The sequence below is a fragment of the Mesorhizobium silamurunense genome (assembly GCF_014843825.1).
Classification (GTDB): domain Bacteria; phylum Pseudomonadota; class Alphaproteobacteria; order Rhizobiales; family Rhizobiaceae; genus Mesorhizobium; species Mesorhizobium silamurunense.
On record NZ_JHQR01000286.1, the window covers coordinates 1 to 15,267 of the forward strand.

Sequence of the window (15,267 nt, forward strand, 5' to 3'; positions counted from 1 at the left end):
CGGCCGCGGCCAGCGCTTCGGTGATCTGCGGCGCGCCGCCGCCGCCCTTGCCGCCGACCTTCTGGATGAATTGCGTGATCTGGCTTTCGGGAATGGCGCCCATGAAGCCGTCGACCGGCTGACCATCCTTGAAGGCGATGACCGCGGGAATGGACTGGATGCCGAGCTGGCCGGCGATCGAGGGATGGTCGTCGATGTTCATCTTAACCAGCTTGACCTTGCCGCCGGCGGCCGTGACCGCCTTCTCGAGCTGCGGCGTCAGCTGCTTGCAGGGGCCGCACCAGGGCGCCCAGAAGTCGACCAGCACCGGCTGGCGGCGCGATTCCTGGATGACGTCGGCCGCGAATGTCGCGGTCGTGGTGTCCTTGATCAGCTCGGCGGCGGCCGGTGCCTCGCCGAGCGAGACCTTGGCGCGGTCGGCCCCGCCATACTGGACGGATTGGGCGTACTGGCCGGCATTGCCGCCAAATGAGCCGCTGAACGGGTTGTTGTCACTCATGTCATCGCCCTTTCGGTCGCACTGCTGCCGGCATGAAGGCGCGGCGCGTCATTGTCGGAGTTCGGTTTTCGCCATCCATGTGGCGATCAAGCCGAGACTTTCAAGATAACAGCATCGTGGCCGGTTGCCTCGACGAATCTGACGAGATCGGCGGCGGCAATGGTCGTCGTCGCCTCATTGGTCAACGGATGGCCGTTGATGACCTCGTGGCTCATCAACTCCTGGTCGAGAACCACCTTGACCCGGCCGGCCGTGTCGTTGATCAGGCCGAAGACGGTGACCGCGCCGGGAATGACGCCGAGCAGCTCCATCAGCATCTCCGGCCTGCCGAACGAGACGCGGCCGGAAGCACCGATCAGGTGATGGATCTGCTTGAGATCGACCTCCGCCTCCTCGCCGACGGTGACGAGAAAGAAATTGTCCTTCTTGTCCTTGAGGAAGAGGTTCTTGGTGTGGCCGCCCGGAATCTCGCCGCGCAGCGCCTGCGAATCGGCGACCGTGAACAAGGGCGGATGGCGCATCGTCGAGACGGAGATGCCGAGATCGGCAAGAAAGGCGTAAAGCTCGGCTTCGGTCTTCGGCATCGGTCCTCGCATCATCGGGAAGGGTTATGCCGTTTACGGCCAACCATGCCCTCGGGGCAAGATCGCCCCGGTGGGCCAGCGGAATCCGCCGGTTCGAAACGAACCTTCAGTGTATGAAGAGCTAGCTCCAAAAAGACCGTCATTTCCCTGTTGCAATCGGCGCGCTCTTCGGCCATATAGGCGCGGCTTGCGGCCCAAGGCCGCGCGAGCGGGTGTAGCTCAGGGGTAGAGCACAACCTTGCCAAGGTTGGGGTCGGGCGTTCGAATCGCCTCACCCGCTCCAGTTTCCTCACCGAGGATCAAGCAAACGAAAAGCCGCGATTTCCGCGGCTTTTTCGCGTTGATGCCCTTCAGAACAGGATTCCGTTGCGCGCCATTCCCCAGACCGCGGCGACGCAATGAACGATCCCGATGGGTAGCGCAAGCAGCGGCCTGAAGCGGATGAGCGCAATATAGATCGCGAATTGAGCACATGCGCTGAGCAAGAATGTCGAGATCCCAGCACCCGCCAACATCAGCAGCATAGTCCACGGAATCAGGATGAAGCCGGGAACGTTGGTGCCATGCCCGGCGCCCATCGTGAAAATTGTGATCACAAACGCGCCGAAACCGATCCCGGCTCCTGCGGCCATCGTCCTCAACATGCTTTTGCCATTTCGCAATCGCTGCGCCTCCCTACCCCAGCCGCGCCCTGGTCGTCCTCGGCGTCGCCAGCAACAAGCTCGTCTCGCTCCCCGTTATCCCCGGGATCAGCCGGATGCGCCGCAGCACGGCGTCGAAATCGGTCAGCGAGGCGGTTCCGAGCTCGACCACCAGGTCCCAGCGGCCATTGGTGGTGTGGATGGTCGACACCTCGGGAAAGCCGCCGAGCGCCCTAATCACGCGATCCGCGGCATGGCCCTCGATCTCGATCAGCATGACGCCGCGTATCTTCTGATCGACCGCGTCGGCGCGCAGCACCACCGTATAGCCGATGATCTCGCCGGATTTCTCCAGCCGCTCCATGCGTGCCCTGACCGTCGCGCGCGAAACGCCGAGATCGAGCGCGAGATCGGAGACGCTGCGCCGCGCATCGTGCCTCAGAAGCGTCACCAGTCTTTCGTCGAGCGTATCCATGATTGTCCATTTCGATCAGGATAGTTGCACAATATGATAGATCAGCCTTCTCGAAATGCCAATTTTCCCTATTCAAACCGCCAGGCCGCGATGGTTCAATAACCGGATCAATCGCCAGACTAATCGCAAGAGGGCGGAAGAAAATCATGCGCTGCAGGATCGTCGGCGCGCCGGTGCAGGACGGCGCGGGCAGGATGGGATGCGAGATGGGGCCGAGCGCGTTGCGCACTGCGGGGCTTGTCTCGGTGCTGTCGGAGCTTGGCCATGAGGTCGAGGACTATGGCGCGGTGCAGAAGGCTCAGGCGATCGCCGTCGCACATGGCAATCTTGCGCTCAAGGCGCTGCCGGAGATTTCCGCATGGACGACGGCGATCGCCGAGACCGCCTATGTGGCTTCGAAGGATGCCATGCCGATCTTCCTCGGCGGCGACCACTCGATCTCCGCCGGCACGGTGTCCGGCGTGGCGCGCCGCGCCGCCGAACGCGGCCGGCCGCTCTTCGTGCTGTGGCTCGACGCCCATCCCGATTTCCACACGCTCGACACCACGACAAGCGGCAATCTGCACGGCGTGCCGCTCGCCTATGCCAGCGGGCGCCCCGGCTTCACTGGCTATTTCCCTGATCTGCCGGCCGCGGTCGACCCCGCCCGCATCTGCACGATCGGCCTGCGCAGCGTCGATCCGGCCGAGCGCCGCGCGCTGAAAGAGGCGGGCGTGACCGTGCATGACATGCGCGCCATCGACGAGCATGGCATCGCCCCGCTGCTGCGCGCTTTCCTGGCCAAAGTCGAAGAGGCAAACGGGCTGCTGCATGTCAGTCTCGATGTCGACTTCCTCGACCCGTCGATCGCCCCGGCCGTCGGCACCACCGTGCCCGGCGGCGCCACCTTCCGCGAGGCGCATCTGGTGATGGAGATGCTGTCCGACAGCGGCCTCGTCTCCAGCCTCGACCTGGTCGAGCTCAACCCGTTCCTCGACGAGCGTGGCCGCACCGCGACGCTGATGGTCGATCTCACCGCCAGCCTGATGGGCCGCCGCATCATGGACCGCCCGACCCGCAGCCATTCCGGAAGCCTCTGACCATGACCCAGCCTTCGCGCCTTGCCATCGTTCCCTTCGTCAGCGTCGATCGCATGATGAAGCTGGTGCTCGCCATCGGCGTCGAGCGCTTCCTGACCGAGCTCGCCGCCTATATCGAGGAGGATTTCCGCCGCTGGGAGCTGTTCGACAAGACGCCGCGCGTCGCCTCGCACAGCCATGACGGCGTCATCGAGCTGATGCCGACCAGCGACGGCCGCCTCTACGGCTTCAAATATGTCAACGGTCATCCGAAGAACATGCGCGAGGGCCGCCAGACGGTCACCGCCTTCGGCGTGCTTGCCGATGTCGGCTCCGGCTATCCGATGCTGCTCACCGAAATGACGATCCTGACGGCGCTGCGCACCGCGGCCACCTCCGCCCTCGCGGCGAAATATCTGGCGCCCAAGGGCTCGCGAGCGATGGCGATAATCGGCAACGGCGCCCAGTCCGAGTTCCAGGCCATCGCCTTCAAGGCGCTGCTCGGCATCGATCGGCTGCGGCTCTACGACATCGACCGTTCGGCCTCGGAAAAATGCGCCCGCAACCTCGCCGGCAAGGGTTTCGACATCACCATCTGTTCGACCGGGCAGGACGCGGTGGAAGGCGTCGACATCATCACCACGGTGACCGCCGACAAGCAGTACGCCACGATTCTCACCGACAACATGGTGGGCTCCGGCGTCCACATCAACGCGGTCGGCGGCGACTGCCCGGGCAAGACGGAGCTGCACCGCGATATCCTGTTGCGCTCCGACATCTTCGTCGAGTTCCCGCCGCAGACCCGCATCGAGGGCGAGATCCAGCAGCTCGACGCCGACCATCCGGTGACCGAACTGTGGCAGGTGATGACCGGCCAGGCCGAGGGCCGCAAGGCGCCGGAACAGATCACGCTGTTCGATTCCGTCGGCTTCGCCACCGAGGATTTTTCCGCGCTCCGCTATGTCCGCGACCAGCTCCCGGCCACCGGCCTCTACGAGGAGCTCGACCTGCTCGCCGACCCCGACGAGCCGCGCGACCTGTTCGGCATGCTGCTTAGGGCCGCCATGCAGCCGGCGGCTTGAGGGGATTAGTAGAGGTCGCCCAGACTATCGCACGTTCCGAAGATGGCGTTCCCCTGCTTTGCCAGGTCGGCGCCGCAAGCGTCAGCGATTGGCAATGCAAGCCGCAGGCGATCATGCTGCAAGCGATATCGTGGCCGTTAATCGACGCTACTGGCGCGCCGCCGCGCAGCTTTCCCTCTCGACCAGCACCGGCGCCAGCACCTCGCGGCGCGACGGCGCTTCCGGCTCGCCGACGCGCTCGAGCAGCAGGCTCACCGCCCGCGTGCCGATCTTCTCTATCGGCTGGGCGATCGTCGTCAGCGGCGGCCAGGTGGTGACCGCATAGGGAATGTCGTCGAAACCGATCAGCGACATGTCGTCGGGCACGTGCAAGCCGCGCGAGCGCAGCGCGGTGATGGCGCCCATGGCCATCAGGTCGTTGCAGGCGAACACCGCCGTGATCTCCGGCGCCTGTTCCATCAGCCGCTCCATCGCCAGGCGGCCGCCGGCGAAATGATAGTCGGAATCGACCACCGATGCGGGGGGCAATTCCAGGCCTGATTCCTTGAGCGCGCGGGTAAAGCCGCGCAGGCGGGCGGGGCTGGAGCTCGAATCGCGCGGGCCGCCGATGACGCCGATCTTGCGGTGACCGAGCCCGACCAGATAGCGGCCGGCGAGATAGCCGCCGTGATCATGGTCGACCAGCACGGAATCGACATTGACGGAATGGATCTCGCGGTCGAGCAGCACCGCCGGCACGGCGGCGGAAAGGTGTGAGAACACCCGCGCATGGTCGGACGAGCCGGCAAAGATCAGCCCGTCGATCTGCTTTGCCATCAACACCGACAGATAGCGCTCTTCCTTTTCTGCGCTGCCGTCGGAATTGCACAGGATCACCGTATAGCCGGCGACGAAGCCCGCATCCTCGATCTGGCGCGCGACGCCGGCGAAGAACGGATTGGAATTGTCGGGGAGCAGGAGGCCGATGGTCTTGGTCTCGCCGCGCCTGAGGCTGCGCGCCAGCGAATTCGGGCTGTAGCGCAAGGCGGTGATCGCCGCGCGCACGCGCTCGGCCGTCTCCGGCTCGACATGGCGCGTGTGGTTCATCACATGCGAGACGGTTGCGACCGACACTCCGGCATGGCGCGCTACATCGGCGATTGTGGTCATGGTCCCAGCGATTCCTCTAGCGGATCCTCCGCAACAGCCTCTCCCGATATGCGTCTAGAATGACGGCGAGCACGATGACAAGGCCGATCACGATCGGTTTGAAATTGTCGCCGACACCGAGCAGCTGCAGCCCGGTGCTCAGCACCTGCAAGATGCAGGCGCCGACCAGCGTGCCGATGATCGAACCCTTGCCGCCGCTGAGGCTGGTGCCGCCGATGATGACGGCGGCAATCGCGTTGAGCTCGTAGCCGACGCCGGCGATCGGGCTGCCGATGTTGAGGCGCAAGAGATAGACCATCGCCGCGATGCCGGCCGTCAAGCCGCTGATGGTGAAGGCGGCGACCTTGTAGAAATCCGGATTGTGGCCGGAGAGCCGCACCGCCTCGTCATTGGTGCCGACGGCGAAGATCATGCGGCCGAAGACGGTGAAGCGCAGCACGAACCAGCCGGCCGCGATCACCAGCACCGCGACCAGGAAGATCGAGGGCAGGAAACCGCCGATGATCAGATTGCCGAAATCGACGAAGCTCTGCGGCAGGCCGGTGATGGTCGAATTGTCGCTGACGACGCGGGCTGCACCCGCTGCCATGTTGAGCATGCCGAGGGTGACGATGAAGGACGGGATCTTCCAGCGCGTCGATATCCAGCCGTTGAGGAAGCCGCAGGCAGCACCCGTCGCCATGCAGGCGAGCAGCGCCAGTGTTATTGCGACGGCCGGCGACAGGCTCTCATCGATCATGACGGTGGCGCCGACGACTGTGCAGAGCGCCAGCACCGAACCGACCGAAAGATCGATGCCGCCGGTAAGGATGACGAAGGTCATGCCGGCGGCAAGCACCGTGTTGATGGCGATCTGCACGAAGATCTTCAGCGCATTGCCGGGCGTGGCGAAATAGGGCGCGCTGGCCGAGAAGAACAGCGTGATCAGCACCAGCGCGAGCAGGACGCCGGCGTCGCGGATCAGGAAGCGCAGGAACTTCGCCCTGCTGGGAGAAACGGGCGCCGACACGAGGGGCTCGGACGTCTCGCTCATGGTCGCACATACTCCTGATAGGCGAGCGACAGGATGCGCTCCTGGTCGAATGCGGATCGCGGCACTTCGCCGACGATCCTGTCCTTGGAAAAGACGATGATGCGATGGCACATGCCCATCAATTCGGGCAGGTCGGACGACACCATGATGATGCCTTTTTGGGCCGCCGCCAGCATCCACAGAAGCTGGTAGATCTCGCGCCGCGCGCCGATGTCGACGCCGCGCGTCGGCTCGTCGAGGATCAGCGTCGAGGTGCCGCGAAACAGCCATTTGGCCAGCACCACCTTCTGCTGGTTGCCGCCGGAGAGGTTGCGCACCGCCTGCTCGATCGAGCTCGCCTTGACGCGCAACTGGCCGACAAGGTCGGTCGCTGCCGCGGACTCCGCCCGGCGGTTGACCAGCCCGTGCCGCGAGACCTTGCCGAGATCGGTGATGGTAATGTTCTTGTCCACGGCCAGGTCGAGCAGCAGGCCCTGCCCCTTGCGGTCCTCGGTAAGCAGGCTGAGCCCATGCCGCACGGCATCCTTGGGCGCCGTGATCGCCACCGGCCTGCCGTCGATCTCCACCACGCCGTCGAGCTTGGGATCGGCGCCGAACAGAGCCCGCATGGCTTCGGTGCGGCCGCTGCCGACCAGGCCTGCTACGCCCAGGATCTCGCCATGGCGGACGTCGAAGGAAATGGCGGGCGTCGCGGCATTGCGCTTCAGATTGCTGACGCTGAGCGCGACCTTGCCCGGCACGATCGAAGCGTCGAAGCTGAATTCGTCGGCGATGTCGCGGCCGATCATCATGCGCACCAAGTCCGGCACGCTGAGCCCATGGAGATCGCGGGTCGCGACCAGCCTGCCGTTGCGCAAGATGGTCACCCGATCGCCGATCTCGAACACCTCGTGCAGGCGGTGCGAGATGTAGATGATGGTGACGCCCTTGGCTTTGAGCCGCTTGATGATGGCGAACAGCCGCTTGATCTCCGGCGGCGTCAGCGTCGCCGTCGGCTCGTCCAGAACGAGCAGCTTGCTGTCGTAGCTCAGCGCCTTGGCGATCTCGACCAGTTGCATCTGGGCGACGCCGAGCGTCTCGACCCGCGTTCTCGGATCGATCTCGAGCCCGACCTCCTTGAGCAGCGCCATGGCGCGCCGGTTCAGCGCCTTGCGGTCGACGATGCCGAAGGCGCGACGCGGCAGGTTCTCCAGCATCAAATTCTCGGCGATGCTGAGATAGGGCAAAAGGTTCAGCTCCTGATGCACGATGCGGATGCCGCTCTGCTGAGCATCATGCGGCGTCTTCGGCTGGTAGGGCGCGCCGTTGAAGGCGATCGTGCCAGCGTCCGGCTGGTAGATGCCTGCCAGAAGCTTGATCAGTGTCGACTTGCCGGCGCCGTTCTCGCCCAGCACGATATGAGTTTCGCCGCGCGCGATCGACAGCGAGACGTCGCTCAGCGCGACGACGCCGGGAAAGATCTTGCCGACCCCTTGAAGGGAAAGAATCGCATCGTCCATGGGCATCAAGAATCCTGAATTACGCTCTGCTGCCGCCTAGGCGGCACGAGCGCGTCATCATCGCCGCCGGCAGTTGCCGGCGGCGATGATGAGACAAGCAGAGGGATGACGCCAGAGGGAGTGCCGGCGCCCTTGCTCGTCTCAAGCGGTGATCAGCTTGACGTCGGTCTTGACCCAGCCGGAGAATTTTTCGCCGGCGAGCTCGCGCAAGCCGTAGTCGATGCCCATGGCCGCCATCTGCGCGCCATACTGCTCGACGGTGGCAAGCATCTTGCCTTCCTTGAGCAGCGGACCGACCGCCGGGATGTTGTCGAAGCCGACGACCTTGATCTGGCCGGACTTGCCGGCGGCGTCGATCGCCTTGACGACGCCGAGCGCCATCGAATCGTTGGCCGCCATCACGCCCTGGATGTCGGGATGCTGGGTGAGGAAGTTGGTCATCAGCGTGTTGGCTTCCTCGGTCTCCCAATGCGCAGTCTTGCTGTCGAGCAGCTTCAGCTTGTACTCCTTCACCGAATCGTCGAAGCCGAGCTTGCGCTGCTTGGCGTTGTCGGCCTCCGGATTGCCTTCGAGGATGACGACCTTGCCGCCCTTGCCCAGCGCCTTGCCGAGCGCGTCGCCGGCAAGCTTGGCGCCGGCGCGGTTGTCCGGACCGAAGAAGGCGAGGTCGATGCCGGCCTTCTTCTTGGCTTTCTCGTCGAGGGCGACGTCGATGTTGATGACCTTGATGCCGGCCTTCAGCGCCTTGGCGATCGGCGTGACCATGGCCTTCGAATCGGCCGGCGCCACGACGATGATGTTGTAGTTCTGGGTGATGAAATTCTCGATGGCGTCGACCTGCGCGGCGAAGTCGCGCTCATCCTTCATGCCGACGGCGGCGAAATCGAACTTGTCCTTGTTCTTGGCTGCGTAAGCTTCGGCGCCGGCCTGCATCTGTTTGAAGAACTCGTTGGCCAGAGACTTCATGACCAGGCCGACCTTCGGCTTGTCAGCCGCGAAGGCCGGACCGAGCGGCAGCGCGAACGCGCCGGCCGCGAGCGCGCTGGTCTTCAGGAACTGGCGACGCGAGAACGAGCTCAGCTCGAGCCCATGGGTATTTGAAACCTTGCTCATGCTTTCCTCCACTTTTAATGATCCGTAATCGGTTACGTAACCGATTACGCAGACTAGGGTGACATTTTATCAGGTGTCAATATCGATGGTAAGGCAGACTGGAAGGCGTCGCCGGCTGTGACAGTTCAACCGCCTGGCTATGTTGTCGCCTGGGCACCAGCGCTTAGCCGTGTCCCGCAGCCACTTCGCCGAAAAATCGCTGAAGGCCCGCACACGCGGATTGCCCTTCAGGTCCGGGTGGTAGAGCACCCATAGCTCCGAACCGAGCGCCTCGATGCTTTTGCCCAGCGGCGAAAGGCGGCGAGCAGCACCCAGATAATCCGGCAGCAGCGCCCGACCCCAGCCGTCCTCGGCGGCCGCGGCAGCGGCGGTCAGGCTGTTGACCCTCAGCATGATCTCGTCCTCCGCGACATTCGCCTTCAGCCACTGCGCCGCCGTCAAGGCGGACAGTGACGCGTCGAAACCGATCCAGCCATTGCAAGGCGACGTGCAGCTTGTGTAGACGGCGTAGGAAAAGCGCGCTACGCGCCGGCCGACAAGCGTTTCCGGCGGCGCCAGCGTCGGGCGGATAGCGACATCGGCCTCCCGGCGCCCGAGATCGGCGAAGCTGTTGGTCACTTGCAGCGACAGCGCGATGCCGGGATGCGCGGCGCTGAAGGCCTTGAGGCAGGCCGAGGCAGTATCGAGCAGCGTGTCGGCCGTCGTCACATTGAGCGGTCCGACCAGGCGGTCGTCCAGCGCCGCCACACGTCGTTCGACCTTGGCAAGCCGATCCCGCAGATCTTCCGCCGCGCCGAGGAATGGCTCCGCCCTGGCGGTGGGCACGAGATTATCGCCGAGGCGCTCGAACAACGCGCCACCGGTTCGCTTTTCCAGTTCCCTGAGCTGCCGGTAGATCGTCGCGATATGGGTGCCAAGCCTTGCCTGCGCGCCGCGCACGCCGCCCGCCGTCGCGATGGCTGCCACCAGCCGCACGTCGTCGTAGTCAATCATCTTCGCATCCATGCGAACGAGAATGGCGAAATTGCTAAATGCACTCGCATCTCTGCGAACGTATATCGCGATCCGGAAACACGCCAGCCTGACGGAAGAAGGACATGAGCCGCATCCTGCACATCGAAGCTTCGCCCCGCGCCGAACGCTCCTGGTCGAGCAGGGCGGCACAGAATTTCCTGGCCCGTCTGAAGGAGAGCCTGCCCAAGGTCGAGGTCGATCGGTTCAACATCTGGACGGCCATCCTGCCGACCTTCGACGGCGCGGCGATCGACGCCAAATACGCCAAGCTCTCCAACACGCCGCTGACCGACGCGCAAGACCGGGCCTGGAAGCTGATCGGCGACTATGTCGCGAGGCTCGACGCCGCCGATGCGATCCTGATCTCGACGTCGATGTGGAATCTCGGCGTGCCATACCGGCTGAAACACCTGTTCGACCTGATGACGCAGCCCGGCCTGAGCTTTTCTTTCAATCCGGCGACCGGTTATTCGCCTTTGCTGCGCTCGCGCCCTACCGCCGTGCTGATGGCGACCTCCGGCGACTTCACCGAAGGCCCGAGCTATGGCCGGCCGGATCTGGCCACGCCTTATCTGCGCACCGCGCTCGCTTTCATCGGCCTGAAGGACGCCGACATCGTCCACGTTTCGCCGACGACCGGCGCGCCGGAAGCGATGGAGGCAGGCGCCAGACGGACCGAAGGCCAGGTGCACCGGCTCGCCGCGAGCTTCGCCGCGAGGCTCGCATGAGCCCGTCGCTCGCATGGCTGCTGCTCATCATTTCGGGTATCACCGACGTCGCCTGGGCGCTGGCAACCAAGAAATCGGCCGGATTTTCCGAGCCGCTCTGGGCAGCAGTCTCACTGGTGCTGCTCGTCATCTTCATCGTCCTGCTGACCAAGGCGCTGACCGTGCTGCCGCTCGGTACCGCCTATGCGGTGTGGACCGGCATCGGCGCCGTCGGCTCTTTAGCCGCCGGCATCGTGCTCTTCGGCGAAAGCACAGACGCGGTGCGGCTCACCTTCGCCGCCGTGACCATCCTCGGCGTGGTCGGCTTGAAGGTGAGCTCGTGAAGGTTTCCTGCCCCAAGCCTATCCGGAAAAGGTGCTCGCATATGTCCGGGCGAATTCCGCGAAATTGGTCGGCCGGACACCGAAGGCCGCATGTGTTCCGAGATGGACGCGCGATTTTGGCCGCTTGAGGCGCTCTTGGAGCTGTTCTTCCATCGCGGCGACGAAACCGGCCGGCGCGCCGCTCTCCAGCAGTGCTTGACGACGCTCTTCCGAGCTGATGGGCACATATCTGACCGGCCTCCCAATCGCGGCCGATATTCGCTCGGCGACGTCGTGCATGGTCAGAGCCTCCGGTCCCGTCACGTCCAGGCTTTCGCCCTCGTGCCCGCCGTCCCGCAGGAGTCGGCAAGCGATCCTAGCGATATCCTCGATGGCCACGGGAGAAAGCTCTGTGTCCCCGAAAGGCAGACGCAGCTCTTGATCCCTGGCTATGGTCGGCGCTTCCCTGAGATAGACCTGCATGAATTGCGACGGCCGCAAATGCGTCCAGGCAAGGCCCGATGCTTCGAGGTGATCTTCGATCTCCTCGTGCATTCTCGTGAAGCGGAATTTTGCCGGATCGAAGCCAATCCCGGACTCCGCGCCCGAGAATTTGACGACATGTCCGACGCCGGCTGCCTTGCAGGCATCTATGAAGCGGCATTGCGTTTCGCGCATGTCCGGGCCTGCCGACGAGATCAGCAAAGCGCGGTCTACCCCCTCGAGTGCCGGAATCAGACCTTTTTCGTCCTGCATGTCGCATTCGACGAGATCAATGCCGGCAAGCTTGTCGAGGCCCGCCGTGGTCGCCTTCCGAGCGCTTCTGACGACCGCCTTGGCCGAGACTCCATTTTGCACCAGCTCGCGGACGATCTTCTGACCGCTCATTCCTGTCGCGCCTGTCACCAAAATCATGTGCGTTCCTTTTCCGCGATCGGGCAGAGGCATGCCCGGCAAGGCCTTCGTGCCTTTGCTAAGACGCGATGGCGGGCGGAAAGGATTCGCGCATAACGGAAAATTTGCCCGGTTCGATTGCGAAGCCGGGCGGTCACCCAGCCTCACCGCCAGCCCAGCGCCGGCGCGACGTGCTTCAGGATCGCCTCGATGACATGGGCGTTGTAGTCGACGCCGAGCTGGTTGGGAACGGTGAGCAGCAGCGTGTCGGCCTCGGCGATCGCCTCGTCCTCCTTGAGCTGTTCTATGAGCTTGTCCGGCTCGGCGGCATAGGTGCGGCCGAACACGGCGCGCTTCTCCGGCTCGATGTAGCCGAAATGGTCCTCTCCCTCGCTGCCGCCGAAATAGGCGCGGTCCATGTCGTTGACCAAGGCGAAGATGCTGCGGCTGACCGAGACGCGCGGCTCCCTGGCGTGGCCGGCCTCCTTCCAGGCGGCGCGGAAGGCTCTTATTTGCTCGGCCTGCTGGATGTGCAGCGGCTGGCCGCCCTCGTCGAATTTCAGCGTCGAGCTCTGCAGGTTCATGCCGAGTTTCGCCGCCCATTCGGCGGTGGCGTTGGTGGCCGCACCCCACCAGATGCGATCGCGCAAGCCCTCCGAAAAGGGTTCGAGCCGGAGCAGGCCGGGCGGATTGGGGAACATCGGCCGCGGGTTGGGCTGGGCAAAACCTTCGCCGCGCAACAGATCGAGGAAGATTTCGGCATGACGGCGCGCCATGTCGGCGTCGGTCTTGCCCTCTTCCGGTACATAGCCGAAATAGCGCCAGCCATCGATCACCTGCTCGGGCGAACCGCGGCTGATGCCGAGCTGCAGCCGGCCGCCGGCGATGAGATCGGCGGCGCCCGCATCCTCGGCCATGTAGAGCGGATTCTCGTAGCGCATGTCGATGACAGCGGTGCCGAGCTCGATGCGCTTGGTCTTCGCGCCGGCCGCGGCAAGCAGCGGAAACGGCGAGCCGAGCTGGCGGGCGAAATGGTGGACGCGGAAATAGGCGCCGTCGGCGCCGAGTTCCTCGGCCGCGACCGCGAGGTCGATCGACTGCAGCAGCGCATCGGCGCCCGAGCGCGTGCCCGACTGCGGCGAGGGCGACCAATGCCCGAAGGACAGAAATCCGATCTTTTTCATGCGCTCCATTCCGCTTCAGAGCGGGACCGCTGAGCCGCTCGAACTCTTGTGTTGCTTCAGCGCAATACCAGGAAAAGCGTACAACGGCTCCCGCTTCGGGATTGCGCAAGGCAAATAGTTAAAGCCGCGCGGCGGTTCAACGGAACGCGGCCGGATACAGACCGTCAATCGATCCGGATCCAGACGCCCTTGGTGTTGAGATATTCCTCGAGATGCTCAGCGCCGCCCTCGCGGCCGTAGCCGCTCATCTTGTAGCCGCCGAACGGCACCGCCGGATCGATGGCGTGATAGGTATTGACCCAGACCGAGCCGGCGCGCAGCCGGTTGGCGAGCTGATGCGCCTTGCCGACATCCTTCGTGAACACGCCGGCGCCGAGGCCGTAGGGCGTGTCGTTGCCGCGCCGCACCGCTTCGTCCAGCGTGTCGAAAGGCAGCGCCGAGATGATCGGCCCAAAAATTTCCTCGCGCGCGATGCGCATCCCGTCGGTGACGCTCGCGAACACGCCCGGCGTCATGAAATTGCCGGCGGCCAGGGCACCTTCGGTGATGCGGGTGCCGCCCGTCACCAGCCGCGCGCCCTCGCGCGCGCCGTCCGCGATGAAGCCGCTGACGCGTTCGAGCTGTTTTGGCGAGATCAGCGGTCCGATTTCGGTCTCGGGATCGGCGCCGTCGCCGATCCGAAGCTTGGCAGCAAAGGCAGCCACGCGCTCGACGAACTCCTCATAGATCGGCCGCTCGACGAAGAGCCGCGAACCGGCGATGCAGACCTGGCCGGAATTGGCGAAGACCGACATCGCCGCCACCGGCACGGCGCGCTCGATATCGGCGTCGGCCAGGACGATCACCGGCGACTTGCCGCCGAGCTCCAGCGACACGCGCTTCATGTTGGCGGCCGAGGCGCGCAGGATCGCCTGGCCGGTAGCGGTCGAGCCGGTGAAGACCAGCTTGTCGACATCCATATGCGCGGCCAAGGGCGCGCCGGCCTCCGCGCCGGTTCCGGTCACGACATTGACGACGCCGGGCGGCACGCCGGCTTCCTGCATCAGGTCGGCGATCAGAAGCGGCGTCAGCGGCGCTTCTTCCGACGGCTTCAAGACGATGGTGCAGCCGGTGGCCAAAGCCGGGCCGATCTTCCAGATCGAGGCGGCGGTGGGCGCATTCCAGGGGATGATCGCGCCGACCACGCCGACCGGCTCCTTGCTCGTGTAGGAGACGATCTCGCCCGGCAGCGAATTGCCAATGGTCTGGCCATGGATCGACGTCGCCATGCCGGCGTAGAAGCGCAGCATGCCGAGCACGCGGTTCCGGTTGGCCAAGGTGCGGGTGATCGGCATGCCCATGTCGGTGGTGTCGGAGAGCGCCAGCTCCTCCCAATGCCGCTCCATGAGATCGGCGATCCTGAGCAGCAAAAGCTGGCGCTCATAGGGTTTGAAGCGGCTCCATGGCCCTTCGAAGGCGCGCCGCGCCGCGGCGACCGCAAGGTCGATATCCTTGGAATCGGCCCGCGGCACGGTGCCGATCACCGCGCCGGTGGCGGGGTTGCGCGTCTCGAGCGTTCGGCCGCTGACCGCATCGCACCATTGGCCATCGATCAGCATCTGCCGGTGCCGGCCGTCGATCGGCGTGCGCGGGGAAAGGTCTCTCACCGATAACGTCATCTGAAGCCGCTTCCTCTGATGAGCATGGTGTTATGACACCGGCCTGCGCATGGGTGCAAGTTCGCCCCTGCGGTCGAATGTCCAGTCGCCGGCGGATGATCTATCCATCCGCCATACTTTGTGCTTCATCGCCTGCTGAACAAGGCTGGACCGGCCCGCCTTCTGGAAAGGGCGGCAAAACACGGAGCCCGGTACCCGTTCATGCATGAACTGACGCCCGTTCTCTCCACCGTGACGGCTTCCTTCCTGGCGTCCTTCGTCGAGGTGGTCGAAGCCTTCACCATCGTGCTTGCCGTCGGCGTGACGCGCGGCTGGCGGCCGGCGCTGACCGGCGCCGCATCGGCGCTCGCCGTG

16 protein-coding genes and 1 tRNA gene are annotated in these 15,267 nt (G+C 64.7%); 5 read left to right on the forward strand and 12 right to left on the reverse strand.

Features of this window, described 5'->3' with window-relative positions:
• Both trxA and DH10_RS29425 read right to left on the reverse strand, forming a co-directional pair.
• The coding region (trxA, locus tag DH10_RS29420) for a thioredoxin (protein ID WP_192385630.1) at positions 1-499 on the reverse strand (499 nt) is incomplete at its 3' end.
• 86 nt (positions 500-585) lie between these two features.
• Entirely contained in the window at positions 586-1,083 is a 498-nt protein-coding gene (locus tag DH10_RS29425) for a prolyl-tRNA synthetase associated domain-containing protein (RefSeq protein ID WP_192255396.1), read from the reverse strand.
• A gap of 208 nt (positions 1,084-1,291) precedes the next feature.
• Between DH10_RS29425 and DH10_RS29430 the strand changes: the two genes are divergently transcribed.
• Positions 1,292-1,366 (forward strand) — tRNA-Gly (locus DH10_RS29430).
• 67 nt (positions 1,367-1,433) lie between these two features.
• Here the strand turns inward: DH10_RS29430 and DH10_RS29435 are convergent.
• Positions 1,434-1,715 carry a hypothetical protein gene (locus DH10_RS29435; protein WP_192255357.1) on the reverse strand — a complete coding sequence of 94 codons (282 nt, stop codon included), beginning with the start codon at positions 1,713-1,715 and terminating at the stop codon, positions 1,434-1,436.
• Between the two features lie 43 nt (positions 1,716-1,758).
• Positions 1,759-2,199: an Lrp/AsnC family transcriptional regulator gene (locus DH10_RS29440; protein WP_192255355.1), complete on the reverse strand. Its 441-nt coding sequence runs from the start codon at positions 2,197-2,199 to the stop codon at positions 1,759-1,761.
• A 146-nt stretch (positions 2,200-2,345) separates the two neighbouring features.
• On the opposite strand from DH10_RS29440, the gene rocF reads away from it, so the two are divergent.
• On the forward strand, positions 2,346-3,278 hold the full coding sequence (gene rocF, locus DH10_RS29445) for an arginase (protein WP_192255353.1): 933 nt from the start codon (positions 2,346-2,348) through the stop codon (positions 3,276-3,278).
• Positions 3,279-3,280: 2 nt separating this feature from the next.
• Positions 3,281-4,339, forward strand: a complete 1,059-nt coding sequence (locus tag DH10_RS29450) for an ornithine cyclodeaminase (RefSeq protein ID WP_192255351.1) — start codon at positions 3,281-3,283, stop codon at positions 4,337-4,339.
• Between the two features lie 147 nt (positions 4,340-4,486).
• Here the strand turns inward: DH10_RS29450 and DH10_RS29455 are convergent, their stop codons facing one another.
• From DH10_RS29455 to DH10_RS29475, 5 genes are all read right to left on the reverse strand, one after another.
• Positions 4,487-5,488: a LacI family DNA-binding transcriptional regulator gene (locus tag DH10_RS29455; protein ID WP_192255349.1), complete on the reverse strand. Its 1,002-nt coding sequence runs from the start codon at positions 5,486-5,488 to the stop codon at positions 4,487-4,489.
• Between the two features lie 16 nt (positions 5,489-5,504).
• A complete protein-coding gene (locus DH10_RS29460) occupies positions 5,505-6,521 on the reverse strand; it encodes an ABC transporter permease (protein WP_192255347.1) in 1,017 nt (338 codons plus the stop codon).
• Complete coding sequence (locus DH10_RS29465; protein WP_192255345.1) at positions 6,518-8,026, reverse strand: sugar ABC transporter ATP-binding protein; 1,509 nt, start codon at positions 8,024-8,026, stop codon at positions 6,518-6,520. The genes DH10_RS29460 and DH10_RS29465 overlap by 4 nt, the downstream gene beginning before the upstream one ends.
• Before the next feature lie 135 nt (positions 8,027-8,161).
• Positions 8,162-9,133, reverse strand: a complete 972-nt coding sequence (locus DH10_RS29470) for a sugar ABC transporter substrate-binding protein (RefSeq protein ID WP_192255343.1) — start codon at positions 9,131-9,133, stop codon at positions 8,162-8,164.
• A gap of 69 nt (positions 9,134-9,202) precedes the next feature.
• Positions 9,203-10,126, reverse strand: a complete 924-nt coding sequence (locus tag DH10_RS29475) for a LysR family transcriptional regulator (protein WP_192255341.1) — start codon at positions 10,124-10,126, stop codon at positions 9,203-9,205.
• Positions 10,127-10,230: 104 nt separating this feature from the next.
• On the opposite strand from DH10_RS29475, the gene DH10_RS29480 reads away from it, so the two are divergent.
• Positions 10,231-10,875, forward strand: coding sequence for an FMN-dependent NADH-azoreductase (locus tag DH10_RS29480; protein WP_192255339.1), 645 nt, complete (start codon positions 10,231-10,233; stop codon positions 10,873-10,875).
• Entirely contained in the window at positions 10,872-11,198 is a 327-nt protein-coding gene (locus tag DH10_RS29485; RefSeq protein ID WP_192255337.1) for a DMT family transporter, read from the forward strand. Before DH10_RS29480 ends, DH10_RS29485 begins: the two co-directional genes overlap by 4 nt.
• 18 nt (positions 11,199-11,216) lie before the next feature.
• Here DH10_RS29485 and DH10_RS29490 read toward each other — a convergent pair whose 3' ends face one another.
• From DH10_RS29490 to DH10_RS29500, 3 genes are all read right to left on the reverse strand, one after another.
• Positions 11,217-12,125 carry an SDR family oxidoreductase gene (locus DH10_RS29490; RefSeq protein WP_343221637.1) on the reverse strand — a complete coding sequence of 303 codons (909 nt, stop codon included), beginning with the start codon at positions 12,123-12,125 and terminating at the stop codon, positions 11,217-11,219.
• 110 nt (positions 12,126-12,235) lie between these two features.
• Complete coding sequence (locus DH10_RS29495) at positions 12,236-13,255, reverse strand: LLM class flavin-dependent oxidoreductase (protein ID WP_192255334.1); 1,020 nt, start codon at positions 13,253-13,255, stop codon at positions 12,236-12,238.
• 164 nt (positions 13,256-13,419) lie between these two features.
• Positions 13,420-14,913, reverse strand: coding sequence for an aldehyde dehydrogenase family protein (locus DH10_RS29500; protein ID WP_192255332.1), 1,494 nt, complete (start codon positions 14,911-14,913; stop codon positions 13,420-13,422).
• Positions 14,914-15,267 lie beyond the last annotated feature (354 nt).